21 protein-coding genes are annotated in these 23667 nt (G+C 73.0%); 3 read left to right on the top strand and 18 right to left on the bottom strand.

Features of this window, described 5'->3' with window-relative positions; genetic code table 11:
* The first annotated feature begins 2 nt into the window (after nucleotides 1–2).
* The 3 genes from ABL310_RS21970 to ABL310_RS21960 all read left to right on the top strand — a co-directional run bounded on the left by ABL310_RS21970 (nucleotide 3) and on the right by ABL310_RS21960 (nucleotide 3839).
* The gene (locus ABL310_RS21970) at nucleotides 3–1004 is read left to right on the top strand and encodes a 4-hydroxyproline epimerase (protein ID WP_349369129.1); all 1002 of its coding nucleotides are present in this window, start codon (nucleotides 3–5) and stop codon (nucleotides 1002–1004) included.
* The gene (locus tag ABL310_RS21965) at nucleotides 1001–2677 is read left to right on the top strand and encodes an aconitase family protein (protein WP_349369128.1); all 1677 of its coding nucleotides are present in this window, start codon (nucleotides 1001–1003) and stop codon (nucleotides 2675–2677) included. Before ABL310_RS21970 ends, ABL310_RS21965 begins: the two co-directional genes overlap by 4 nt.
* 118 nt (nucleotides 2678–2795) lie before the next feature.
* Nucleotides 2796–3839, top strand: coding sequence for a proline racemase family protein (locus tag ABL310_RS21960; RefSeq protein WP_349369127.1), 1044 nt, complete (start codon nucleotides 2796–2798; stop codon nucleotides 3837–3839).
* 59 nt (nucleotides 3840–3898) lie between these two features.
* On the opposite strand, the gene ABL310_RS21955 is transcribed toward ABL310_RS21960, so the two are convergent.
* The 18 genes from ABL310_RS21955 to ABL310_RS21870 form a co-directional block, all read right to left on the bottom strand.
* Entirely contained in the window at nucleotides 3899–4840 is a 942-nt protein-coding gene (locus ABL310_RS21955) for an ABC transporter permease (protein ID WP_349369126.1), read from the bottom strand.
* Entirely contained in the window at nucleotides 4837–5886 is a 1050-nt protein-coding gene (locus ABL310_RS21950) for an ABC transporter permease (RefSeq protein WP_349369125.1), read from the bottom strand. The genes ABL310_RS21955 and ABL310_RS21950 overlap by 4 nt, the downstream gene beginning before the upstream one ends.
* The gene (locus tag ABL310_RS21945) at nucleotides 5883–7439 is read right to left on the bottom strand and encodes an ABC transporter ATP-binding protein (RefSeq protein WP_349369124.1); all 1557 of its coding nucleotides are present in this window, start codon (nucleotides 7437–7439) and stop codon (nucleotides 5883–5885) included. Before ABL310_RS21945 ends, ABL310_RS21950 begins: the two co-directional genes overlap by 4 nt.
* Before the next feature lie 28 nt (nucleotides 7440–7467).
* Complete coding sequence (locus ABL310_RS21940; RefSeq protein ID WP_349369123.1) at nucleotides 7468–8451, bottom strand: BMP family protein; 984 nt, start codon at nucleotides 8449–8451, stop codon at nucleotides 7468–7470.
* A gap of 106 nt (nucleotides 8452–8557) precedes the next feature.
* Entirely contained in the window at nucleotides 8558–9886 is a 1329-nt protein-coding gene (locus tag ABL310_RS21935; protein WP_349369122.1) for an amidohydrolase family protein, read from the bottom strand.
* Nucleotides 9887–10145: 259 nt separating this feature from the next.
* Nucleotides 10146–11768 (bottom strand): ABC-F family ATP-binding cassette domain-containing protein, encoded by a 1623-nt coding sequence (locus tag ABL310_RS21930; RefSeq protein WP_349369121.1) that lies wholly within the window; start codon nucleotides 11766–11768, stop codon nucleotides 10146–10148.
* A 166-nt stretch (nucleotides 11769–11934) separates the two neighbouring features.
* Nucleotides 11935–12456 carry a hypothetical protein gene (locus ABL310_RS21925; RefSeq protein WP_374730348.1) on the bottom strand — a complete coding sequence of 174 codons (522 nt, stop codon included), beginning with the start codon at nucleotides 12454–12456 and terminating at the stop codon, nucleotides 11935–11937.
* Nucleotides 12417–13067: a hypothetical protein gene (locus ABL310_RS21920; protein WP_349369120.1), complete on the bottom strand. Its 651-nt coding sequence runs from the start codon at nucleotides 13065–13067 to the stop codon at nucleotides 12417–12419. The genes ABL310_RS21925 and ABL310_RS21920 overlap by 40 nt, the downstream gene beginning before the upstream one ends.
* Nucleotides 13058–13681, bottom strand: a complete 624-nt coding sequence (locus ABL310_RS21915) for a hypothetical protein (protein ID WP_349369119.1) — start codon at nucleotides 13679–13681, stop codon at nucleotides 13058–13060. Before ABL310_RS21915 ends, ABL310_RS21920 begins: the two co-directional genes overlap by 10 nt.
* Nucleotides 13678–14289, bottom strand: coding sequence for a hypothetical protein (locus ABL310_RS21910; RefSeq protein WP_349369118.1), 612 nt, complete (start codon nucleotides 14287–14289; stop codon nucleotides 13678–13680). The genes ABL310_RS21915 and ABL310_RS21910 overlap by 4 nt, the downstream gene beginning before the upstream one ends.
* A complete protein-coding gene (locus ABL310_RS21905) occupies nucleotides 14289–16730 on the bottom strand; it encodes an ATP-binding cassette domain-containing protein (protein WP_349369117.1) in 2442 nt (813 codons plus the stop codon). Before ABL310_RS21905 ends, ABL310_RS21910 begins: the two co-directional genes overlap by 1 nt.
* Nucleotides 16727–17692, bottom strand: a complete 966-nt coding sequence (locus ABL310_RS21900; protein ID WP_349369116.1) for an ABC transporter permease — start codon at nucleotides 17690–17692, stop codon at nucleotides 16727–16729. Before ABL310_RS21900 ends, ABL310_RS21905 begins: the two co-directional genes overlap by 4 nt.
* Before the next feature lie 7 nt (nucleotides 17693–17699).
* Nucleotides 17700–19391 (bottom strand): ABC transporter substrate-binding protein, encoded by a 1692-nt coding sequence (locus ABL310_RS21895; RefSeq protein ID WP_349369115.1) that lies wholly within the window; start codon nucleotides 19389–19391, stop codon nucleotides 17700–17702.
* A gap of 315 nt (nucleotides 19392–19706) precedes the next feature.
* The gene (locus ABL310_RS21890; RefSeq protein ID WP_349369114.1) at nucleotides 19707–20603 is read right to left on the bottom strand and encodes a metal ABC transporter substrate-binding protein; all 897 of its coding nucleotides are present in this window, start codon (nucleotides 20601–20603) and stop codon (nucleotides 19707–19709) included.
* Nucleotides 20591–20935 carry a hypothetical protein gene (locus ABL310_RS21885; protein ID WP_349369113.1) on the bottom strand — a complete coding sequence of 115 codons (345 nt, stop codon included), beginning with the start codon at nucleotides 20933–20935 and terminating at the stop codon, nucleotides 20591–20593. Before ABL310_RS21885 ends, ABL310_RS21890 begins: the two co-directional genes overlap by 13 nt.
* A gap of 12 nt (nucleotides 20936–20947) precedes the next feature.
* The gene (locus ABL310_RS21880; RefSeq protein ID WP_349369112.1) at nucleotides 20948–22108 is read right to left on the bottom strand and encodes an ABC transporter permease; all 1161 of its coding nucleotides are present in this window, start codon (nucleotides 22106–22108) and stop codon (nucleotides 20948–20950) included.
* Nucleotides 22105–22767, bottom strand: coding sequence for an ATP-binding cassette domain-containing protein (locus ABL310_RS21875; RefSeq protein ID WP_349369111.1), 663 nt, complete (start codon nucleotides 22765–22767; stop codon nucleotides 22105–22107). The genes ABL310_RS21880 and ABL310_RS21875 overlap by 4 nt, the downstream gene beginning before the upstream one ends.
* Nucleotides 22764–23405: a hypothetical protein gene (locus ABL310_RS21870; RefSeq protein ID WP_349369110.1), complete on the bottom strand. Its 642-nt coding sequence runs from the start codon at nucleotides 23403–23405 to the stop codon at nucleotides 22764–22766. Before ABL310_RS21870 ends, ABL310_RS21875 begins: the two co-directional genes overlap by 4 nt.
* Nucleotides 23406–23667 lie beyond the last annotated feature (262 nt).

The following is a 23667-nucleotide window of genomic DNA, read 5'->3' as shown; positions in this document are numbered from 1 at the left end:
CGATGGCCACCCATACCTTCGCCTGTATCGACGGGCACACCTGCGGCAATCCGGTCCGGCTCGTGACGGGTGGCGCGCCGCGCCTCCACGGCGCGACCATGCTCGAGCGCCGCGCCCATTTCCAGCGCGATTACGACTGGATCCGCACCGGCCTGATGTTCGAGCCCCGCGGTCACGACATGATGTCGGGCGCGATCCTCTACCCGCCGACCAGGGACGATTGCGACGTCGCGGTGCTCTTCATCGAAACCTCCGGCTGCCTGCCGATGTGCGGCCACGGCGCCATCGGCACCATCACGATGGGCATCGAGAACGGCCTGATCACGCCCCGGACGCCGGGCCGCCTCTCGATCGAGACGCCTGCCGGCAAGGTCGACGTCGCCGTCCGGCAGGAAGGGCGCTTCGTCGAGGAAGTGCGGCTGACGAACGTGCCGGCCTTCCTCCATGCCGAGGCGCTCCGCGCGACGGTGCCGGGGCTCGGCGAGGTCGTCGTCGATGTCGCGTACGGCGGGAACTTCTACGCGATCGTCGATCCGCAGCCGGCCTTCCGCGACATCGCCGATCACACCGCGGGCGAGCTCATCGCCTTCTCGCAGGCGCTGCGCGCGGCCTTGAACGCCGCGCACGACTTCGTCCATCCCGAGCAGCCGCAGATCCGCGGGCTCTCGCACGTCCTCTGGACCGGCGCGCCGACGGTGGCGCACGCGCACGCGCGCAACGCCGTCTTCTACGGCGACAAGGCGATCGACCGTTCGCCCTGCGGCACCGGGACCTCCGCGCGCATGGCGCAGCGCGCCGCCAAGGGACTGCTCGCGGTGGGCGATACGTTCCGGCACGAGAGCATCATCGGCTCGGTCTTCGAGGGGCGCGTCGAGGCGAAGACCCGCGTCGGCGGGCATGACGGGATCGTGCCCTCGATCGCAGGGTGGGCGCGGATGACGGGGTACAACACCATCTTCATCGACGATCGGGACCCCTTCGCGCACGGCTTCGTCGTTCGATGACGGCGTCCGCCCGCGCCATCCTCCCCGGCTTCGCGGAGGGCCCCGTTCTCGCCTGCGAGGAGGGCCTGAGCTTCTGGGGCGGCGTCGATCCCGCGCATGCGCGGGTGATCGACACGCACCACCCGCTCCACGGCGCGCGCGTCGCGGGCGCCGTGCTGGCGCTGCCGACGAGCCGCGGATCGTGCACCGGAAGCGGCGTCCTCCTCGATCTCGCGCTGAACGGCCGTGCGCCGGCGGCGCTCGTCTTCCGCGAGGCGGAGGACGTGTTGACGCTCGGCGCCATGGTCGCGGCCCGGCTCTTCGGCTGCGGCTTTCCGGTGGTGCGCGTGTCGGCGGAGGTCTTCGCCCGCATCGCCGGAGCGAGGCGGGTCGCGATCGGCGCGGCGGGGCTCGACATCGACGGGGAGGCGGTCGCTTTCGAGGCCGGCGACGCGGCGGAGATCGCCCTCGATGCGCGCGATCGCGCCTGCCTCGCCGGCGAGCACGGCCCCGCCGTGCAGCGGGCGATGGAAATCCTCGTCGCCATGGCCGATGCGCAGGGCGCGCGGGCTTTGTGCGACGTCACCCGCGTCCATATCGACGGCTGCATCTACGCGAGCCCGGCGAACCTGCGCTTCGCCGAGGAGATGGTCGCGCTCGGCGCCCGCGTCGTCGTGCCGACGACGACGAACGCCATCTCGGTCGATCGCGAGAACTGGCGTGCGCAGAAGGTGCCCGAGGCCTTCGGCGGCCCCGCGAGCCGCCTCGCCGACGCCTACGTCGCCATGGGCGCCGCGCCGAGCTTCACCTGCGCGCCCTATCTCCTGCCGGACGCGCCGGCGCCCGGCGAGGCGATCGGCTGGTCGGAATCGAACGCCGTGATCTACGCCAATTCCGTGCTCGGCGCGCGCACGGTGAAGCATCCCGATTTCCTCGATCTGTGCATCGCGCTCACCGGTCGCGCGCCGCTCTCGGGCGTCTACCTCGCCGAGAGCCGCCGGCCGCGCCGGATCGTGCGCGTCGACGCGCCGACGCGGGTGGACGACGCGTTCTGGCCGATGCTCGGCTGGCTCGTCGGGCGCGCCGCGCCCGACCGCGTCCCGCTCGTCGTCGGCTGCGAGGCGCTCTGCGCGTCGCAGGACGATCTCAAAGCGCTCTGCGCCGCCTTCGGGACGACCTCGGCCGCGCCGATGCTCCACGTCGCGGGGCATACGCCGGAGGCGGATCTCGCGGCCGTGGAGGAGGCGGACACGGTCGTCCTCGGGCTCGCCGACTTCCGCGTCCTCTGGGCCGCGTTCAACGCCGGCGCCGGCCCGGTCGACCTCGTCGCGGTCGGGAGCCCGCATGCGTCGGCCACCGAATGCCGGACCCTCGCGGCGCTCGCCACGGGCACGGCCCGGATCGCGACCATCGTCACCGTCGGCCGCGCCACGCTCGCCGACATCCGCAACGACGGCACGCTCGCCCGGCTCGAGGCCTTCGGCGCGCGGGTCGTGCCGGATCTGTGCTGGTGCTCGATCTCGGAACCGGTTTTCCCGCCCGCCGCCCGGGTGGTGATGACCAATTCCGGCAAGTACGCCCATTACGGCCCCGGCCTCACCGGCCGCGCCATGCGCTTCGGCAGCCTGGCGCAATGCGTCGAGACGGCGCGCACGGGGAGAGCGACGGAGGCGCCGCCGAGGTGGATGGGATGACGTCCTCGCGTCCTCGCTACCGGACGGCGAAGCCCATCCGCGCCCGGAAGCACCACGCCGGCGTCGGCGCCCGGCATGACGCGACAGAGCCGCGGCGACGTCGAACCGGGGACGCCCCATGCGCACCACCAAGACCATCCACGTGATCTCCGCTCATGCCGAGGGGGAGGTCGGGGACGTCATCGTCGGCGGGGTGGCGCCCCCGCCCGGGGCGACCTTGTGGGAGCAGAGCCGCTTCATCGCGCGGGACGAGACGCTCCGGAACTTCGTGCTCAACGAGCCGCGTGGCGGCGTCTTCCGGCACGTGAACCTGCTGGTGCCGCCGAAGGACCCGCGGGCGGATGCCGCCTTCATCATCATGGAGCCGGAGGACACGCCGCCGATGTCGGGCTCGAACGCGATCTGCGTCGCGACCGTGCTGCTCGACGCCGGTATCGTGCCGATGGTCGAGCCGGAGACGACGATGCTGCTCGAGGCGCCCGGTGGGCTGGTCCGGGTGACGGCGCAGTGCCGAAACGGCAAGGCCGAGCGAATCTTCGTGCAGAACCTGCCGAGCTTCGCGCAACGCCTCGACGCCACGCTCGACGTGCCCGGGCTCGGCACGCTGACCGTCGACACGGCCTATGGCGGCGACAGCTTCGTCGTCGTCGACGCGCAGGCGCTCGGCTTCGCGCTCACGCCGGACGAAGCGCGCGACATCGCCGGCCTCGGGGTGACGATCACGCGAGCGGCGACCGAGCAGCTCGGCTTCACCCATCCCGAGAACCCGGACTGGCGGCATGTCTCCTTCTGCCTCTTCGCCGGTCCGCCGACGCGCGACGCCGCCGGGCTGCGGGCGGGCGCCGCCGTCGCGATCCGCCCCGGCAAGGTCGATCGCTCGCCGACGGGAACGGCGCTCTGCGCACGAATGGCGTTGCTCGCCGCGCGCGGGCAGATGCGGCCCGGCGAGACGCTGACCGCGGTGTCGCTGATCGGCTCGACCTTCACCGGGCGGATCGAGGGCGAGACCCGGGTCGGGGACATCCCGGCGATCGTGCCCGAAATTTCCGGGCGCGGCTGGATCACCGGCATGCACCAGCACATGCTCGATCCGGACGATCCCTGGCCCGAGGGCTATCGCCTGTCGGACACCTGGGGCGCCGCGCCGCGCTCCTCCCGCTGAGGCGCAGGCGCGGTCCGTTCCGAACGAGCGGGCCGGCCGCCGACGGCGAGCGCCGGGCGCTATCGTTCTCCCCGCCGGTACGGCGTCATCAGCGCCTCGGGGGCGCGGCCGCGGCGCGAGACGAGGACGAGGGCGAGGATCGACAGCAGGTAGGGCGCCATCAGGAAGACCTGGTAGGGCAGGCCCTGCACCACGTGCTGCAGCCGCAGCTGGTAGGCGTCGAAGAACGCGAACAGGAGGGCGCCGAGAAGCGCCTTGCCGGGCCGCCAGGCGGCGAAGACGACGAGCGCGATGCAGATCCAGCCGCGCCCCTGCACCATGTGCGGGAAGAACGAGTTGAACGCCGCCGTCGTCAGGAAGGCGCCGCCCACCGCCATCAGGGCCGAGCCGACCATCACCGCGCCCGTGCGGATGGCGTTGGGGTCGAGGCCCTGCGCCTCGACCGCGTGGGGGTTCTCGCCGGCCATGCGCACCGCGAGCCCGAGCGGCGTGCGCGCGAGCACGTAGGCCGTGATCGCCACCGCGGCGAGGGCGAGGTAGGTCGGCGCCGTCTGGGCGAAGAGCACGGGCCCCAGGAAGGGGATGTCCGAGAGGCCCGCGATCGCCAGCGGCCGGAAGGGCTCGATCGTCGGCGGCGAGGCGCCGACATCGACGACGAGGCGATAGACGTAGTAGCTCAGCGAGGAGGCGAACAGCGTGATGCCGAGGCCGGCCACGTGCTGCGAGAGCCCCAGCGGCACCGTCAGCATGGCGTGCAGGAGCCCGAAGAGCGCGCCGAAGAAGGCCGCCGCCGCGATACCCGTCCACAGGTCCGCCCCGAGGAAGACCGTCAGCCAGCCGACCATGGCGCCCAGGGTCATGATGCCCTCGATGCCGAGGTTGAGCACGCCCGCGCGCTCGCAGATCAGCGCGCCGAGGGCGCCCAGGATCAGCGGGGTGGCGATGCGCAGGACCGCGGCCCACAGGCTCGCCGTGCCGAGGATCTCGAGCGCCTCGCTCATCGGCGGATCCTGTAGCTGGTGAAAAGGAGGGCGACGAGCATGGTGAGCAGCGACACCGAGACGATGACGTCGGCGATGAAGCTCGGCGTGCCGACCGCGCGGCTCATCGCATCCGCCCCCACGAAGGCGACCGCGACGAACAGCGCGCTCGCGACGACGCCGATCGGGTTGAGGGCGGCGAGCATGGCGACCACGATGCCGGCATAGCCGTAGCCGGGCGAGAGGTCGGTGGTGACGTAGCCCTTGAGCCCCGCGACCTCGATCGCGCCGGCGAGCCCGGCGAGCGCGCCCGACAGGAGGCCTACGCCCACCAGCGTGCGCGGCAGAGAGACGCCGGCGAAGGCGGCGGCGCGCGGGGAGAGCCCCGCCGCGCGCGTGCGCATCCCGAAGACCGTGCGCGCGGCGATCACCCACACGACGAGCGCCGCGCCCGCCGCGACGAGAAGCCCGATGTGGAGCCGCGTGCGCTCGACGAGCTTGGGCAGGAGAAGGCCGTCGTCGACCGGCACCGATTGCGGCCAGCCGAAGGCGAGGGGATCGCGCAGAGGCCCCTCGATCATCATGCCGACGAACAGGATGACGACGAAGTTCAGGAGCAGCGTCGTCACCACCTCGTCGACGCCGAAGCGCACCCGCAGGATCACGGGGCCGATCAGCAAGGCCGCGCCCGCGGCCATGCCGGCGAGCATCATGACGAGGATGCCGAGCGCCGGCGGCAGGCCGACGAGGGCGGAATGGCCCAGCCAGACGGCGGCGAGCGCGCCCATGTAGAGCTGGCCCTCGCCGCCGATGTTCCACAGCCTCGCGCGGAAGGCCACCGCGGCCGCGAGCCCGGTGAGGATCAGCGGCGTCGCCCGCGCCAGCGTCTCGGTGATCGCGAGGCGCGAGCCGAAGGCGCCATGCAGCATCGCGGCGTAGGCCTCGAGCGGGTTCGCCCCCGCCGCGGCGATCAGCACGCCCGAGAGCGCGAGCGCGGCGAGGATCGCGCCGAGCGGCGCCGTCGCCGCGAGCGCGAGGGGAACGTCCGCGCGCCGCTCGAGCCTCACGCCGCTTCCTCCCACACGCCCGCCATCATCAAGCCGACCGTGCGCGCATCCGCTTTCTCCGCCGGGATCGGGCGCGACAGCCGCCCCTTGACGATGGCCTGGATGCGGTCGGCGAGCGCGAGCACCTCGTCGAGATCCTCCGAGACGAGCAGGATCGCCGCCCCGCGCGCCCGCGCCGCCAGGAGCTCGGCGTGCACCGCCGCGATCGCCCCCTCGTCGAGCCCGCGGGTCGGCTGGTTGGCCAGCACGAAACGGGGATCGCGGGCGAGATTGCGGCCGAGCACCAGCTTCTGCATGTTGCCGCCCGACAGGAGCCGCGTGCGCGTGTCGGGACCGGCGCCGCGCACGTCGAAGCGCGCGATCAGCCGCTCGGCGAAGGCGCGGGCGGCGGCCCGGCGCACGAACCCGAAGCGCGCGAAGCCGCGCTCGTCGAGCCGCTCGAGCACGGCGTTCTCCCACACGCTCATCTCGCCGACGACGCCTTCCGCGTGCCGGTCCTCGGGGATGCGGCCGACGCCGGCGGCGACGAGCCCGGCCGGGCTCGTCGCCCCGATGTCGGTGTCGCCGAGACAAAGCCGCCCGGAGGTCGGCCGCGCGAGGCCGCTCGCGATCCGCCCCAGCGCGGCCTGCCCGTTGCCGGAGACGCCGACGATGCCGAGGATCTCCCCGGCGGCAATCTCGAAATCCACGCCGGCGAGCCGTGCGTGCCCGCCCTCGACGAGCCTCACGCCCTCGGCGCGCACGATCACCTCGCCGACGGAATGCGCCGCCCGGCGCGGGCGCTCGACGCGCCGTCCCACCATCAGCTCGGCGAGCTCGGCCGCGTTCGTCTCGCGTGGGCGCCGCTCGGCGACGACGCGGCCCTGGCGCAGCACGACCACGCGGTCGGCCGCGGCCATCACCTCGTCGAGCTTGTGCGAGATGAAGACGATCGACAGCCCGTCCGCCGTCATGCCGCGCAAGGTCGCGAACAGCCGCTCGGCCTCGGGGCGCGCGAGGACGGCGGTCGGCTCGTCGAGGACGAGGATGCGCGCGTCGCGGTAGAGCGCCTTCAGGATCTCCACGCGCTGGCGTTCGCCCACCGAGAGATCGCCGACCCGCGCCTCCGGGTCGACCGGCAGGCCGAAGCGCGCGGCGACGGCGAGGAGCTTTTCGCGTCCCTCCTCGCGTCGGCTCGACAGGCGCGCGAGCGGCTCCGAGCCGATCGTCACGTTGTCGAGGACGGTGAGGTTGCCCGCCAGCGTGAAGTGCTGGTGGACCATGCCGATGCCGGCCTCGATCGCCGCGCGCGGACGCCCCGGCGCGAGCGGCCGGCCCTCGACGAGGACGCGTCCCGCGTCGGCGGTGTAGTGGCCGAAGAGGATGTTCGTCAGCGTGGTCTTGCCGGCGCCGTTCTCGCCCAGGAGCGCCAGGACCTCGCCGCGCGCGAGGGAGAGGCTCACGTCCTCGTTGGCGACGAGCGGCCCGAAGCGCTTGGTGATTCCCTCGAGCGCGAGGACGGGCGCGCTCGTGCGCCCGTCCCGGATCGCCCGGGCGTGAGCCGTCGCGTCCATGCCCGTCCCCCCGCGATGCCGGCTCGGATCAGGAAGGCTCGGTGGTGACGATCGGCACCTCGAAGTCGCCGGCCTGGATCGCGGAGCGGCGCGCCTCCATCGGCGGGATCGCGTCGTCGGGCACCATCCCGGCCTCGTAGACGAGCTCGTTGCCGCCATGCTGCATGAAGGAGAACTCGGTGTAGTCGCGTCCGACCGGCCGGCCCGCGCGGATGTCCGCGACGACGGCCTCGATGGTCGGACGGTAGTTCCAGACCGCGCTGGCGAAGACGGTGTCGGGATAGCGCGGGGTGTAGTCGAGGAGCGAGCCGATCGCCTTCACGCCGCGCTCCTGCGCCGCGTCCGCGGTGCCGATGCGCTCGCCGAAGAGGATGTCCGCGCCCGCGTCGATCTGCGCGAAGGCCGCTTCCTTGGCCTTGGCCGGGTCGAACCAGGCGCCGATGAAGCCGTTCAGGAAGCGCGCGTCGGGGCGCGTCTCCAGCACGCCGGCGCGGTAGGCGTTGATCAGCAGGTTCACCTCGGGGATCGGATAGCCGCCGACGGACCCGAACACGCCGGTCTCCGACATCGGGCCGGCGAGCATGCCCGCGAGATAGGCGGCTTCGTGATTGTAGGTGCCGAAAACGCCGAAATTGTCGCCGGCCGGCTCACCGGAGGAGCCCATCAGGAAGGCGACGTCCGGATAGTCGGCCGCGACCTGGCGCGCCTCGCGCTCGACCGCGTAGCTCTCGCCCCAGACCAGGTCGACGCCGCTCTCCGCGAACTCGCGCATCACGCGCGGGTAATCGGTCGCGGAGACGCCTTCGGAGAAGGTGTACTCGATCAGGCCGTCGGCGGCGGCCTGGCGCATCGCCTCGTGGATGCGGGAATTCCAGGCGTTCTCGACGGGCGAGGCGTGGACGCCGGCCACCTTGACGGGGGCCTGGGCCTGCGCGACGCGCAGGCTCGCCGGCAGGGCGAGGATCGCGGTAGCGCCGACGAGGACGTGGCGGCGGGTGGGGCGGATGCTCATGGCTTTGCGACCTCTTCGTCGGGAACGGGGTACGGCGGGCGCCGCCACTGACGTAGCGGCAGGGTTCATGTCGCAAGGCAAGTCGGAGGCCAGCCGCGCGGCGTTGTCAAGGACGGGCGGCGTCCCGGTTCCAGTCCTCCTGCCGATCCTCGGCGGCGGGCGCGTAGTCGGCGAGCGCGATCGTCTCCGGACGGCCGGGCAGATCGAGCCGGACCGCGCGCGCGGGCTCCTGCGCGATCACGCGCCCGTCGCGCACCACCGCGAGACGGCTCGCGCGCAGGCGGATCGCCTCGATCGGATCGCGCGCGTCGAGCACGACGAAGCGCGCGGGCCCGCCGACCCGCAGCGTCGGGTCGGCCAAGCCCATCGCCCGCGCGCCGTTCACCGTGACCGCGTCGAAGGCGAAGCGCATGGCCTCGCGCGAGGTCATGGGCACGGCGTGGATCGCCATGTGGGCGACGTCGAGCATGTCGGCGGAGCCGAGCGGATACCAGGGATCCATCGTGCAGTCCTGGCCCAGCGCCACGTTGACGCCCGCCGCCCGCAGCTCCGGGATGCGGGTGAGCCCGCGCCGGCGCGGATAGGTGTCGGAGCGGCCCTGGAGGGTGATGTTGATGAGCGGGTTGGGGATCGCATGCAGGCCGGCCTCGGCGATCAAGGGGATCAGCTTCGAGGCGTAGTAATTGTCCATCGAGTGCATCGAGGTGAGGTGCGAGCCGGCGACGCGGCCCTGCAGGCCGTGCCGGACCGTCTCGGCGGCGAGCGTCTCGACGTGGCGCGAGAGCGGATCGTCGGTCTCGTCGCAATGGACGTCGACCATGAGCCCCCGCTCGGCGGCGATGGCGCAGATGCGCCGCAGCGAGGCCGCGCCGTCCTCCATCGTGCGCTCGAAGTGCGGGATCGCGCCCACGACGTCGACGCCGAGATCCAGCGCCGCGAGGAGCCCGGCCTCGCCCCGCTCGTGGCGGTAGAGCCCGTCCTGGGGGAAGGCGACGAGCTGGAGGTCGATCCAGGGCGCGACGCGCTTCCTCACCTCGAGGAGGGCGCGCACGGCGACGAGGCGCTCGTCGCAGACGTCGACGTGGCTGCGGATCGCGAGCAGGCCGCGCGCCGCCGCCATGTCGCAATAGCGCAGCGCCCGCTCCATCACCGCCTCCTCGGTGAGGTGCGGCTTGAGCTCGCCCCACAGCGCGATGCCCTCGAGCAGCGTCCCCGAGCGGTTGAGCCGGGGCAGCCCGAGCGAGAGCGTCGCGTCCATGTGGAAATGCGGATCGACGAAGGGGGGCGCCACGAGCCGCCCGCCCGCGTCGACGACGCGCTCCGCGTCGCCCTCGACCGCGGGAGCGATCGCGACGATCCTTCCTTCGCGCACCGCGATGGAGACCGGACCGGTCCCGTCTGGCAGGCGGGCGTTTTCGACGAGGAGCTGGTGCATGGGGCGGCTCGCGACGCGTTCGGGGCGACGCGAGCGAACCACGCGGAGGTCCGCGGTTCAAGCGCCACCGTCGCGAGGGCGCCCGATCGCACCCGCGCTCCTGCCGTGGGGGTCGACGAAACAGCGGATGCGGTCGCCTGGGCCGCGACGCGACCGATCGACGATCCGGATCAGTCTCATGCCGAACGGCTGGCGAGCCGGACGCTTGGGGCCGAGAGCCGTCGAGATCTCGCGGCTCCTCTCCGTCGCGGGCCGCGCGTCACCCGCGAAGGCCCGGCGCCTCGTGCCCGGTGCTTGCCACGTATTCGCTGTAGCCGCCGGCATATTGGTGCACGCCGTCTGGCGTCACCTCGAGCACCCGGTTCGACAGCGCCGCCAGGAAGTGGCGGTCGTGGGAGACGAACAGCATGGTGCCCTCGTAGCGCGCCAGGGCGGCGATGAGCATCTCCTTGGTGGCGATGTCCAGGTGGTTCGTCGGCTCGTCGAGCACCAGCAGGTTCGGCGGGTCGAACAGCATCTTGGCCATGACGAGGCGCGCCTTCTCTCCACCCGAGAGGACCCGGCATTTCTTCTCGGCGTCGTCGCCCGAGAAGCCGAAACATCCCGCGAGCGCGCGCAACGAGCCCTGGCCGGCCTGCGGGAAGGCGTCCTCGAGCGACTGGAACACGGTGCGGTCGCCGTCGAGCACCTCCATCGTGTGCTGGGCGAAATAGCCCATCTTGACGCTGCTGCCGATGGCCACCGCCCCGTCGTCGGGCTCGATGGCGCCGGCGGCGAGCTTGAGCAGTGTCGACTTGCCGGCGCCGTTGACGCCCATGACGCACCAGCGCTCCTTGCGGCGCACGACGAAGTCGAGCCCCTCGTAGATGCGCCGGCTGCCGTAGCGTTTGTGGACGCCCTTCAGGCTGATCACGTCGTCCCCCGAGCGCGGCGCGGGCTTGAACTCGAACGCGACGGCCTGGCGCCGCCGGGGCGGCTCCACCCGATCGATCTTGTCGAGCTTCTTCACGCGGCTCTGCACCTGGGCTGCGTGGGAGGCGCGCGCCTTGAAGCGTTCGATGAAGGCGATCTCCTTGGCGAGCATCGCCTGCTGGCGCTCGAACTGGGCCTGCTGCTGCTTCTCGGCCAGCGCGCGCTGCGCCTCGTAGAACTCGTAGTCGCCGGAATAGCTGGTGAGCGTCCCGCCGTCGATCTCGATGATCTTGCCCACCACGCGGTTCATGAAGGCGCGATCGTGCGAGGTCATCAGAAGCGCGCCGGGATAGCTCTTCAAGAAAGCTTCGAGCCAGATCAGGCTTTCGAGATCGAGATGGTTGCTCGGCTCGTCGAGCAGCATCACGTCCGGGCGCATCAGAAGAATGCGGGCCAGCGCGACGCGCATCTTCCAGCCCCCGGACAGCTTGCCGACGTCGCCGTCCATCATCTCCTCGCCGAAGCCCAACCCGGCGAGAACCTCGCGCGCACGCCCGTCGAGGGAATAGCCGTCGAGCTCCTCGAAGCGGGCCTGCACCTCGCCGTAGCGTTCGACGACCGCCTCCAGCTCGTCGGCCCTGTCGGGGTCGACCATCGCGGCTTCGAGCTCCCGCAACTCGTCGGCGACCGCGCTCACGGGTCCGGCGCCGTCCATCACCTCGGCGACGGCGCTGCGTCCCGCCATCTCGCCGACGTCCTGGCTGAAATAGCCGATCGACACCCCGCGATCGACGGAGACCTGCCCCTCGTCGGGCTGCTCCTCCCGGGTGATCATCCGGAACAGCGTGGTCTTGCCGGCCCCGTTGGGGCCGACGAGGCCGACCTTCTCCGCCCGCTGGAGCGTGGCGGAGGCCTCGATGAAAAGGATTCGGTGGCTGTTCTGCTTGGTGACGTTCTCGATGCGGATCATCTATGGCCGGCCTGAAAGATCGTTTCGCGGCCTTATGGCACGGGCCTGGTCTCTCGGCGAGCTTTCGGGGCGGGGCAAATCGTCGGGTGACGATGACGACCGCATCGAGAGCGGTCGTAAGCCGGGTTCAGGCGAGACCTCGGCTGCCGCGTAAGGGGCGCCGCGCTCAGCCGGTGGCGGGCGGGAGCAGGCGTGCGGCGTAGACCGCGTCCGCCGGGAGCGGCAGCAGGCGCTGCGCCATCTCGGCCTTCAGCGCCGTGAGCCGCGCCTCCTCGTCCGGGCTGCGGTCGGGCTTCGCGCCGAGCGCGATGAAGTCCGCCCGTACGTGCCCGGGCAGCACGGTCGCCTCCACCCGCCGCCCGCGATAGGCGAAGCGGAAGAGGTAGGGGCCGGGCGGATCGTCGATGGGATGAGCGCCGCCCAGGCTCCGATCGACGGTCAGGCGCCCGTCGGTCAGGGCGCGGGTCACGTGCTCGATCGCGTCGCGCCCGCCGGGCCCGGTGAAGGCGGTCGCGACCACGATCTCGCGGCGCTCCGGCGGATCGTCGGAGAGGAGCCGGAAGGCCGCCTGCATCGCCTTGAGCCCGTGCACGACGCCGCCGGGAAAGCCGCCGCCGTGGTAGCGCAGCAGGTCCTCCCAGCCGAAGGTCAGGTCCGCGCCGTTCTCGCGGACGGTGATCGTGTCCATGATCTCTCCTGTTTCACGAGGGCGCCGAGCGCGGGAAGGAAGCCCGCCAGGAAGCGGGTCGTCGCCGGCATGAAGTGCGAGCCGTGGTGGAAGCAGGGGTCGAGGCTGGTGACGACCATGCGCCCGTTCGTCGAGACGGTGTCGACGTAGAGGAGCGCGCGGCCCTCGGCGTCGCGCACCAGCACCTCGGACCCGGCGGGCGGGTCGAAATGGCCGTGCAGGTGCCAGATCACGTCGCGCGGCTCGAGGTCCGCCAACAGCGGATGATCGGGCGCGGTCACCTCGACGCCGAGCTCCGCGCCGGGCTCGAGCCACCACCACCAGTTCGTCGGCCGCGGCGTGAAGGCGACATGCGGCAGCCACAGGTCGGAGCGGCTCTCGCCCATGGCGACGACCGCGCCGCCGCCGTCGAGATGGGCGCGGATCGTCTCCGCGACGGCGATCAGCCGCTGGGCCGGGCTGCGGCAGGGGACGAACAGCGTGTCCTCGGGGTGCAGCACCTCGGCGAGCCGCTCCGGCGGCACGACGACGTCCCAGACGAGCGGCGCGCGATCGCCCTCGAAGGTCTCGATGTGGTAGTGGGTCCCGCAGGTCGTGGCGATCAGGCGCATGGCGTCTCTCCTCCCGCCCAGGCGATGCAGCGCTCGGCGATGACCGGGCCGAGCCCGTGCTCCAGGCCCGCCGCCCAGATGTCGTTGCCCGCATGGCTGAAGACCGCGCCGTCCCCGATCTCGCAATGCCAGTCGACCGGGATGCGGGCGGGGCCGAGCCCCGTCACCGCGACGGCGCCCTCCGGCATCGGGTTGTGGCCGCGCCCGTAGAAGCCCGCGACGCCGCGATTGGCCTCGAGCTTGTCGAGATCGATGCCGGCGAGGATCGGGTGGTCGGCGAGGCGGGTGAGCACGAAATCGGCCCGCCCGGGCCGCTCCAGCGGGACGAACGGCGCGGCCCCCGCGAGGAGCGGCCGCATCATGTGCCCGTTGTAGAGCCAGCGCCCGCCGGCGGCGAGCCAGTCGCGCAGGTCCGCCGCCCAGCCGAGCGCGCGATCCTGGTCGATCTGCATGCCGGTGACGAGCCCGCGATGCGCGAACAGCGCCGCGCGGGTCAGCTCCGTCTCGGCGAGGACGGTGAGGCGGCCCGCCGCCTCGGCGGCGCGCACGACCTCGGAGGGGTCGGCGAAGGCCGAGCGCAGCCAGATCGCTCGCGTGTCGGGTAGGTGGCTCATGGCGCGGGAAGCTCCAAGGGTGCGGCGAGCGGGCCGACGCGCCACAGCGTCGAGGCCGTGCGCCGGTCCTCCACCGCGGTCTCGAGGTGGACGAAGGGTGGCAGGGTGACGTCGTCGACGGGGAAGGCGAGCACGACCGGCCCGCCGCCCCAGACGCGGTAGCGCGCCTCGACGAGGACCTCCGAGAGGTGGGCGTCTGCAAGGTTCGCCGGCTCGGCGTCCTCGCCGATGGGCGGCGCGTGGCGGACGTGATGCAGCCTCACCGCGTCGAGCTGTGCGTCGCGTCCGCCGATCTTCACCGCGAGCGCGCGCTCGAGCAGGGGCGCGAGGTCCTCCGGCGGGGCGTCGGGGTCGAGACGGTAGTCCCATCCGGCGCCCTGCCGGCGGGCGATCAGGAGCGGCGCCTCCACCGGCTCTCCCGGATGGGCGCGTTCGGCGGCAGCGGCCGCGTAGAGCAGCGTCGCGGGCAGGCGCACGACGACGCTCGTGCGGAACCAGCCGCGCTCCACCAGCGCCGTGCGCAGCAGGGTCTCCGACGGCTGGTGGGCCGCGGCCGGCGGCGCGACGAGAAGAGCGATCGCGAGGGCGAGGACGAGAGCGCGCGGCATCAGGCCTCCGCGACGTCGAGCAGGGCGCGTGTATAGGGATGCGCGGGGGCGCGGCACAGGCTCTCGGCGGGCCCGTGCTCGACGATGCGGCCGGCTTCCATCACGGCGATCCGGTCGCAGAAATGGTAGGCGAGCGCGAGGTCGTGGGTGATGAAGAGGATGCCGGGGCGGTAGGCCGCGCGCGCCGCCTCCAGCGTCCCCAGCAGGTCCATGCGCAGCGACTGGTCGAGCATCGAGGTCGGCTCGTCCGCGAGCAGGAGCCGCGGCCGCGCCACCAGCGCGCGGGCGATGGCGAGGCGCTGGCGCTGCCCGCCGGAGAGCGAGCCGACGCGCCGGGCGAGGAAGGCCTCGTCGTTCGGCAGCCGCATGTCCGCGAGGGCGGCGCGGACTGCGGCGCGGCGGGCCTGCGGCGGCGCGCCGGCGATGGCGAGGGGCTCGCCGACGGCGTCGCCCACGATCATGGCGGGGCGCAGCGACTGGTAGGGATCCTGGAAGACCATGGCCGCCGGCCCGCCCGGCCGCGGCGCCGCGCCCGCGACGTCGATCGCGCCCGCGCTCGGTCGGACGAGGCCGAGGGCCGCGCGGGCGAGCGTCGTCTTGCCGGAGCCCGACGCGCCCACGAGACCCACCACCTCGCCGTCGCGCACGCTCAGCGAGACGTCGCGCAGCGCCTCGACGGGCGCGGCGCCGCGCAGGCGCTGCGCGAGGCCGGTGCCGTAGGTCACGCCGAGCCCGCGCGCCTCCAGCACGACCTCCCCCTCCGTCTCGGGCCGCGCCCAGCGCTTGGGCGCGTCGAGGCGCAGCACGGAGGCGAAGAGCGCGCGGGTGTGGCCGTGCCGGGGCGACGCCTCGAGCGCCGCCGGCTCCCCCGTCTCGACCAGCCGGCCCTCTTGCAGGATGGCGAGGCGCGCGGCGCGGCGCGCGATCATCGGCAAGTCGTGGGTGACGAAGAGCACCGCGAGTCCGCGCGCCGCCGAGAGCCGCGCCAGGAGATCGAGGATCGCCTTCTGGACGAGGACGTCGAGGCCGGTGGTCGGCTCGTCGGCGATCAGCACCTCCGGCTCCGCGGCGAGCGCCATGGCGATGGCCACGCGCTGGCGCTGGCCGCCGGAGAGCTCGTGCGGATAGGCCGAGAGGCGATCGGCGGGAAGCTCGACCTCCGCCATCAGGTCCCGCGCGCGCGCCTGCGGGTCGGGATGGCCGTGGACGCGCGCCGCCTCCGCGATCTGGGCGCCGACGCTGCGCACCGGGTTCAGCGCCGCCATCGCCGCCTGCGGCACGAGGGCGATGCGCCGGCCGCGCAGGGCGCGCAGCGCGTCCGGCGGCAGGTCCATCACGTCCTTCGCCCCGAGCCAGACCGAGCCCGCGCGGATCTCGGCGGCCGGGGGCAGGAGGCGCAGCGCGGTCATGGCGAGGGTCGACTTGCCCGATCCGCTCTCGCCGATCAGGCCCACGGTCTCGCCGGTGGCGACGCCGAGCGAGACGTCCGCGAGCGCCGGCCGTCCGGCATAGGCGACCGTCAGCCCCGCGACCTCGATCGCGGCGTCTCCCTGGCGCGGGCGCGGGTCGCCCGACCGCGGCGTCGCGGGGAGCGTGCCGTCCGCGTAGCGGTCGCCGATGCCGTGGCCGATCAGCGCCAGCGCGACGACCGAGGCCGCGATCAGGAGCCCGGGGGGCAGCACCCACCAGAGCCAGGCGTCGGTGAGGAAGGCGGTGCGCGCATTGGCGTGGAAGAGGATCGTGCCCCAGCTCTTGGCGGTGGCGTCGCCGAGACCGAGGAAGCTCAGCGCGCTCTCCGCGAGGATGGCGGCGTGCGCGATGCGCACGAATTGCGGCACGATCAGCGGCGCGAGCTCGGGGAGGATGTGGCGGGTGCAGACGTGCCAGCCCGACGCGCCCATGGCGCGGGCGGCGTCGGTGTAGTCGGCCGTCCTGAGGCTCTTCGCCTGGGCGCGCAGCTCGCGCACCGGCTGCGTCCACAGGACGAGGCACAGGACGGCGATCTGCACCGTCACGGACGCGCCGAAGAAGGCCGAGAGCACGATCACGAGGGGCAGGAAGGGCAGCGCCATGACCGCGTCGACGACCCGCATGGCGATCACGTCCCACAGCCCCCCGCGCCAGGCCGAGCCGATCGCGAGCGCCGCGGCGAAGGCGGTGGCGAGCGTCGCGGTGACGAGCCCCACCGCCAGCGAGACGCGCCCGCCCGAGAGGATGCCCGCCAGCAGATCCTGGCCGACGTCGTTGCAGCCCAGCGGATGGGCCGGCGAGGGCGGCGCGAAGCCGGGGCAGGCCACCGCGTCCGGCGCGTGCGGGAGGAGCCAGGGCCCGACGACGACGAGCGCCAGCAGCGTGCCCAGCATGGCGAGCCCGGCCTTCTGCACGCCGCGCAGGCGCGAGACCCGGGAGGGAGGCGGTGCGGGGATCGCCAGCTCCGTCATCGCCGCACCCGCGGGTCGATGAAGGGATAGGTCAGGTCGGAGAGCAGGTTCGCCGCGAGCACGGACAGCGTCGCGACGAGGAACACGCCCTGCAGGAGATTGTAGTCGCGGGCCTCCACGCCCTGCACGACGAGCTGGCCGATGCCGGGCCAGGAGAACACCGTCTCGACGACGAGCGCGCCGCCGAGGAGGGCGCCGAGCCCGATCGCGACGTTGGTGTAGATCGGCAGCATGGCGTTGCGCAGCGCATGGCGCCAGAACACCGCGCGCTCGGGCACGCCCTTGGCCCGCGCCACGGTGACGTAGTCGCGCGAGAGCGCCACCGCCATGGCCGATCGCGCGGTGAGCCAGACGCCGGCCGTCTGCGCGATGGTCAGCGCCGTGACGGGCATGATCAGCCGCTCGGCCACGCCTGCGACGTAGCCCCAGGTGCCGGGGATCGCCATCAGCGGCGCCGCGCCGAAGGAGGGCAGCCAGCCGAGCTTCGCCGAGAACAGGGTGATCAAGAGCATCGCCACCCAGAAGACCGGCGCGGAGCCGAGGGCGAGGACGAGAACGGTCGTGCCGATGTCGCTCATCTCGCCCCGGCTGCGCGCCGCCGCGACGCCGAGCGCCGTGCCGAGCGCCGCCGACAGCGCCAGCGCCCAGCCCATGAGCAGGAGCGTCCAGGGCAGCCGCCCGGCCACCACGTCCCAGACCGGCGCGCCGTAGCGGGTCGAGGTGCCGAGATCGCCGGTGACCACCCCGCCAACATAGGCCGCGAACTGGACGGCGACCGGATCGTCGAGGCCGAACTCCGCCAGCACCCGGTCCTTCTCCGCCGGCGTCATCTCCGCGAGGACGTCCTCCGGCAGGAGGAAGGCGAGGGGGTCGCCCGGCGCCATCCTCGGGAGCGCGAAGTTGAGCGTCAGCGCGAGTGCGAGGACGGCGGCATAGGCGGCGATGATGCGCAGCCAGACCACGGACGCCTCACTGGCCGGCCGGCAGCATCGGATCGGCGATGGCCTCGCGCACCTCCTGCGGCAGGAAGGAGTACTTGTGGAAGATGCCGTAGCCGGCCGACGGCACGTAGGCGTCGAAGCTCTCCCAACGGTAGGCGAAGGTCGATTCCGGGTACCAGAGCATCACGCGATTGGGATAGCGCGTCTGGTATTCCTGCAGCTCGTAGCTGATGGCCAGGCGCTCCTCCCGGGTCTCGGCGTCGAGCCAGCGCTCGACGATGGCCGCCTTCTCCTCGTCGACCGTCGGCTCGCGGCCCCGGTCGCCCCGGTAGAGGATGATCAGCATGTCCTGGTCGGCGATGCCGTGCGGCGTGATGTCGGCGATCCGCAGATTGAAGTCGCCGCCCCGCCAGAGCGCGGCGAGCGTGCCGGGGTCGACCGATTCGACGTCCACCCGCAGGCCGACCTCGGCGAGCTGCGCGTCGACCATCTCGGCGGCGCGCAGGAACAGCGGCTGGTTCGAGGCGACCTTGAGATCGAGCGTCAGCGGGGAGCCGTCGGGATAGTCGCGCGTCCCGTCGCCGTCGGCGTCGACGTAGCCCTCGGCGTCGAGGATCGCCGCGGCCGAGGCGGGGTCGTAGCCGGCGTGGAGGTCGGGCTTCGTCCAGAAGCTGTCGACATGCGGCCAGGAATGGGTGCCGGGCTTGCCCTGGCCGAGCATGACCCGCTCCAGCATCGGCGCGGTGTCCACGGCCAGCGTGACGGCGCGCCGCAGCTCGCGGTCGTCGAAGGGCGGGCGCTGGACGTTGAGGTCGAGCCAGGCGCCCCACAGCGTCGGCGCGGAGATCATCTCGAGGTCGGGATCGTCCCGCCACTCCCGCACGAGCTCGGGCGGGACGGGCCGCGCCGCGCCGTCGATCTCGCCGGTCTTGAGCGCGGTGAACATCGTCTGGGGATCCTTGATCATCACCAGGTCGAGGTTCTTCACCACCGGCGCGCCCTTCCAGTAGTCCTCGTTCGCCTCGAAGCGATAGAAGCGGTCCGCCTCGTAGGCGACGAGGCGGTAGGGCCCGGTGCCGACGGGCAGCTCCTCGAACGAGCGGGGCTCCTCAACGCCCTCCCATTGCGCCTTCTGGATGATCGGCAGGTCCGCCGCCGTGATCCGGTCGAAGTTCGGCATCGGCTTCTCGGCGGTGAGACGCACGGTGAGCCGGTCGACGACCTCGATGCCGACCATCCGCGGCACCGACGAGGCGTGGTGCGTCCAGCGGTTGGGGGGGCCTTCACGGTAGTATTCGAAGGTGAAGGCGACGTCCTCGGCGGTGAAGGGCGTGCCGTCGTGCCAGGTGATCCCGTCGCGCAACGCGATCTCCCAGACGCGGGCGTCGTCGCTGACCTGCTCCACCCGGGTCGCCAGCCAGTCCTGGGAATTGCCGACATAGGGCGAGGGCTCGCGCAGCTTGTCGTAGACGAGCCAGAGCACCCAGTCGTTCCAGCTGTTGCCGATCGTGTAGGTCGTGACGTTGCCCGCCGCGACCCACATCCCCAGCGTCAGGCGATCGGCCGCCTTGGGCCCGTCGTTGACGGCCTCGCTGACGTAGCGCGCCGGCTCCAGCCGGTTGCCGGATTCGCCGGGCGCGAGCGACTGCGCCAGGGCGGGACCGGCGGCGACGGCGGTCATCAGGGAGAGGGTCAAAGCGAGAGGGGCCGAGCGGGCCATGAGCGCCTCCGGTCTTGAAGCAGACGTCGCGGGCCGCTGCGCGCGGCCCGGGCATGGGGGCGGGGTCGCGAGACGGACCCCGACGGCGCGAGAGGATCACAAAGTATTCATCGAAAGACAAGCATATATCGTCGACAAGGACAAAGAAATACTCTAGTTTGGAATGTGTTCAACTTGGATTATCTGGATTTACTGCTCCCGGAGCGTTCAAGTTCTACGTCAGGTCGCGCCGTTGTTCGACGCGGAACGGTCGGGCGTGACGCTCCGCGCGGGCCGGCGGGGCGGGTCCGGGCGGCCCAGCGCCCGATGCACGCGTCATGGTGCGGCGGCGAGCGCTGCCTCGAGGCCGGCGAAGGCGGCGGAGAGCGCCGCGACGTAGCCCTCCGGCGCCGGCCGGGCGAGCGTGGGGAAGACCACGTCGGCGAGACCGAGCGCCTGCACGTCGGCGCGCGCCTCGGCGGGGGGAGGGGCCTCCCACAGGAGGATCGTCGCATCGGTCTCGCCGGCGAGCGCTGCCAGAGCGGCCAGCTGCGCGGGATCGGGCGCCACCCCCGGCTCCCACTCGAGCGCGTGGACGGTGAGGCCGTAGGCGCGGGCGAGATACTGGTAGCGGGGATGGGTCGCGACGAGGACGGCCCCCTCGGCACGCGCCGCGATGCGGTCGCCGGCGACGTCGAGCGCGCGCAGGTCGTCGGCCAACGCCGCGAGATGGGGCGCGAGATCCGCCTCCGGCGCCAGGCCCCGGTCGCGCAGCGCGGCCGCGACCGCCTCGGCCTGGAGGAGCGCCTGCTCCTGGTCGAGCCACGTGAAGGAGGCGACGCCGGCATGCGCGTGCATCCCGTCCGGGCCGTGGCTGTGCAGGATCGTCTCGGTCTCGATCAGCCGGTCCGCGAAGGCGCGGGACGTGTCGACGACGCGCGCCTGCGGGAGCGAGACGCGCTCCGTCCAGGCGGCGAAGCCGGCGCCGTTGAGGAGGATCAGGTCGGCTGCCTGGATCGCCTGGATGTCGGCGATGCCCGGTCGCCAGAACGCCGGGTCGACGCCCTGCGGCACGGGGAGGACGACCTCTGCGGCGTCCCCCGCCAGCCGCTCGGCGAAATAGGCCAGCGGATAGTTCACCGCGACGACCCGCGGGCGCTCCGCTGCGGGCGCCGTGGTGGCGAGCGCGAGCGCGGCCGCGACGGCGAGGAGGGCTCGGGTCAGCGCGGGCATGCGCGCGCGACGTCCTCGGGCGTCAGGATGCGGTAGTCGCCGTGGCCGCTCGTCTCGACCTCGACGACGAAGCCGCCGCTCGCGTCGAGCCGGTCGAGGGGGATCGCCGCCGTTCCGTCGGAGGCGAGCGCGACGGTGGCGAGGAGCGCGTTCGCGCCGTCCCGCAGCCGCACCTCGCCGTCGCCGGCGGGCCGGCCGCCGGCGAACGACGCCTCGACCCGGATCGCCTCGCAATCGACGGAAACGGCGAGGTCGAGCCCGTGCGCGTGCGCCGGCGCGGCCCAGGCGAGGGCCGAGGAGAGGGCGCAGGCGGCGAGGAGCGTTCGTGTCATGGCGCGGTCCTTTCAGATCGTCGACGACGGGCCGAGGGCGAGCAGCCAGGCCGTCGCGGCCTCGGCGTGACGGCCGAGCGCGAGCGTCGCCGCCCCGGCCAGGATCGCGGCGCAGCCGAGCAGCAGGGCGGTCTCGACCGCCAGCAGCCGCAGCACCGATCCGCGTGACGCGCCGAGCCTCACGGCCGTCGCGACCTCGGGCGCCCGGAGCCTGTAGGAGAGATGCAGCGCGAGCGCGATCGCCGCCGTCGCCGCCGCCGCGACGATCGCCGTCACCGCGTCGAGGACCGGGCGGATGCGCAGGACGCGCTCGACGAGGCTCTGCGCCACGCGGTCCGGCCGGATCAGCTGCGCCCCGCCGTCCGGATCGAGATAGCGGCCCTGGAGGATCGTGGCCGCCCGGGCGTCGCGCGGCGCCACGATGGCCGCGGTAACCGGATAGGCGCCGCGATCGCCGTGGAAGTGGAAGCTCTCGATCGTCTCCGGCGTGATGCGCCGATACGCCGTCGCAGGCGGCGCGCCGGCATCCTCCCCCGTCCGCGGATCGGCATGGCCGTGGCCGAGGCCGGCGATCACCCAGGCCGTCTTCAGGTCGACGAAGACCGCCTCGTCGTCGGGCGTGCCGCGGCGGGCCAGCACGCCGACGATCGGCATCTCCAGCGGATAGGCGCCGTCGAGGTCGAACAGGGTGTTCGGCGTCGAGACGAGCGTGTCGCCGGGGCCGAGGGCGAGCGCCGCCGCCGCGTCCGCGCCGACGACGGCCTCGCCCAGCAGCGCGAGGCCCCGGCCTTCGGCGATGTCGAGGCCGCGCAGCTCGAAATAGTCGAGCGTGGTGCCCACGATGCGCCGCCCGCGCGCCTCGAAGGCGGTGTGGAGCGGGATCGGCACGGCGAGGCCGCCGTCCCGGATCGCGTCCACCTCGCGCATGGGCAGCGGCTCGGGACGGTCCGCCGTGAAGTACAAGGCGGCCATGGTCGCGTCGAGCGCGCTCCCTCGGCTGGCGAGGAGGAGCGGCGTCGCCTCCGCCCGGGCGGTCAGCGCGCGCTCGGCGGAGCCGAGCAGGAGGTGGGTCGCGGCCGGGACGAGGAGGATCAGCGCCGCGCTGACGATCACGACGAGGCTGCGCCCCCAGTGGAACCGCAGGTAGGCCGTGGCGAGGAAGAGCGCGCTCATGCCGCGGCCCTCGACGCGGACAGGTCGACCACGCGGCCGAAGCGGTGCAGCAGCCCGTGATCGTGCGTCACCGCCACGACGGTCGCCCCCGAGGCCGCGGCCCGGTCGAGCAACAGGTCGAGGATCCGTTCCTTGGTCTGAGGGTCGAGATTGCCGGTCGCCTCGTCGGCCAGGACGATGCGCGGGCGCGTCGCCAGCGCGCGGCAGATCGCGACGCGCTGCTGCTCGCCGCGGCTGAGCCGGCCGGGACGGCGATCGAGCAGGTCGGCGAGCCCGCACCCCTCCGCCAGCGCCTCGGCGCGGGCGCGCGCCTCCGCGTCGAGCCGCAGGGAGGGGACGACGCGAAACGGATAGAGGATGTTCTCGCGCACCGTGAGGTAGTCCAGCAGCGCGAAATCCTGGCAGACGAGCCCGATCGTCTCGGCTCGGAAGCGTCGCAGCGCCGCCTCCGGGAGCCGGCCCAGATCGGCGCCCGCGACCTGGATGCGCCCGGTCGCGGGCCGCAGAAGCCCGGCGATCAGCGACAGGAGCGTGGTCTTGCCCGTGCCGCTCGGCCCCACCACGGCCAGCCGCTCGCCCGCGGCGACCTCCAGGGAGCGGACCGGCAGGCGAAAGCGCCCGTCCGGGTAGGCGAAGCCGACGTCGTGGAGCGCGATCACGGGTGATCGGCCTCCACCCGCTCTCCGGCGCCCGAGCGGTCCACCTCCGTCAGCGCGAACGCGGCGATCTTCCAGGCCCCGCCGGCGGGCGCGACGGTGAGCGCCGCGCCGTAGCGGTTGCCGCGGACATGGATGTGATCGTCGTGGCCCACGCTTCCGATCACGTCGAAGACGGCGTCCATGATCAGGCGGTCGCCGTCGCGGCGCGTCTCGACCGCGATCATGCGAACGAGATGGACCTCCTGCTGCGAGGCCGCGAGGCCGCCGCCCGCCATGGCGCCCGCGCGCTCGAGGTAGAGCGCCTCCAGCGCGGCGCCGTGCGCCACCGTGGAGAGCCGCTCGTAGATCGCGCCTTCCTCGGTCTCCCCGAACGCCTCGTAGACGCCGCCGAGGAGGGCGGGGCCGAGGCGATGCGCTCCCGCCGCCGCCTGCTCCGGCGTCATCGCGGGCAGGCCCGGCGCCGTCGCCGGCTGCGTCGCAGCCGTGCGCTCCGGCGCGGTCAGGGCGAAGACACCGCCGGCCGCGCCGGCGAGCGCCGCTCCGACGAGCAGCAGCGCGAGCGTGCGCGACCGCAGCCTGCGGGGCTCGTTCGTCTTCGTCCGATCCGCTCCCCGGCGGAGCTCTGCGCGCGACGTCACGGCCGTCCGCCCTTCGCCTCGGTCATCATTCGCGTCCCTGCACGCGCCGGCTCTGCTGGTCGAACTTTCCGATGAACAAATCGGAAAATCAAGCTCCGTATATTCCGTAGAGAATGGCGGCTATGCTTTTACAAAACGCGGGTGGGATGGTTCTCGTCCAGTTTAGACTCGATCCATGCCGGATCAGGCCGCGGGTTACCGTCTTCCAAGTCTGGTTCCCTACGAGGCATCCAATCTCGCCGCGATGCCGACGTCACCCTTA

This window comes from Salinarimonas sp., from assembly GCF_040111675.1.
Lineage (GTDB): Bacteria > Pseudomonadota > Alphaproteobacteria > Rhizobiales > Beijerinckiaceae > Salinarimonas.
This window is presented reverse-complemented; position numbering and strand designations above follow the sequence as displayed.

Excerpts from the sequence above, each read along its gene's own strand:
- ABL310_RS21970 (WP_349369129.1), top strand. The coding sequence starts at position 3 with ATGGCCACCCATACCTTCGCCTGTATCGACGGGCACACCTGCGGCAAT.
- ABL310_RS21965 (WP_349369128.1), top strand. The coding sequence starts at position 1,001 with ATGACGGCGTCCGCCCGCGCCATCCTCCCCGGCTTCGCGGAGGGCCCC.
- ABL310_RS21960 (WP_349369127.1), top strand. The coding sequence starts at position 2,796 with ATGCGCACCACCAAGACCATCCACGTGATCTCCGCTCATGCCGAGGGG.
- ABL310_RS21955 (WP_349369126.1), bottom strand. The coding sequence starts at position 4,840 with ATGAGCGAGGCGCTCGAGATCCTCGGCACGGCGAGCCTGTGGGCCGCG.
- ABL310_RS21945 (WP_349369124.1), bottom strand. The coding sequence starts at position 7,439 with ATGGACGCGACGGCTCACGCCCGGGCGATCCGGGACGGGCGCACGAGC.
- ABL310_RS21940 (WP_349369123.1), bottom strand. The coding sequence starts at position 8,451 with ATGAGCATCCGCCCCACCCGCCGCCACGTCCTCGTCGGCGCTACCGCG.
- ABL310_RS21935 (WP_349369122.1), bottom strand. The coding sequence starts at position 9,886 with ATGCACCAGCTCCTCGTCGAAAACGCCCGCCTGCCAGACGGGACCGGT.
- ABL310_RS21930 (WP_349369121.1), bottom strand. The coding sequence starts at position 11,768 with ATGATCCGCATCGAGAACGTCACCAAGCAGAACAGCCACCGAATCCTT.
- ABL310_RS21925 (WP_374730348.1), bottom strand. The coding sequence starts at position 12,456 with ATGGACACGATCACCGTCCGCGAGAACGGCGCGGACCTGACCTTCGGC.
- ABL310_RS21920 (WP_349369120.1), bottom strand. The coding sequence starts at position 13,067 with ATGCGCCTGATCGCCACGACCTGCGGGACCCACTACCACATCGAGACC.
- ABL310_RS21915 (WP_349369119.1), bottom strand. The coding sequence starts at position 13,681 with ATGAGCCACCTACCCGACACGCGAGCGATCTGGCTGCGCTCGGCCTTC.
- ABL310_RS21910 (WP_349369118.1), bottom strand. The coding sequence starts at position 14,289 with ATGCCGCGCGCTCTCGTCCTCGCCCTCGCGATCGCTCTTCTCGTCGCG.
- ABL310_RS21905 (WP_349369117.1), bottom strand. The coding sequence starts at position 16,730 with ATGACGGAGCTGGCGATCCCCGCACCGCCTCCCTCCCGGGTCTCGCGC.
- ABL310_RS21895 (WP_349369115.1), bottom strand. The coding sequence starts at position 19,391 with ATGGCCCGCTCGGCCCCTCTCGCTTTGACCCTCTCCCTGATGACCGCC.
- ABL310_RS21890 (WP_349369114.1), bottom strand. The coding sequence starts at position 20,603 with ATGCCCGCGCTGACCCGAGCCCTCCTCGCCGTCGCGGCCGCGCTCGCG.
- ABL310_RS21885 (WP_349369113.1), bottom strand. The coding sequence starts at position 20,935 with ATGACACGAACGCTCCTCGCCGCCTGCGCCCTCTCCTCGGCCCTCGCC.
- ABL310_RS21880 (WP_349369112.1), bottom strand. The coding sequence starts at position 22,108 with ATGAGCGCGCTCTTCCTCGCCACGGCCTACCTGCGGTTCCACTGGGGG.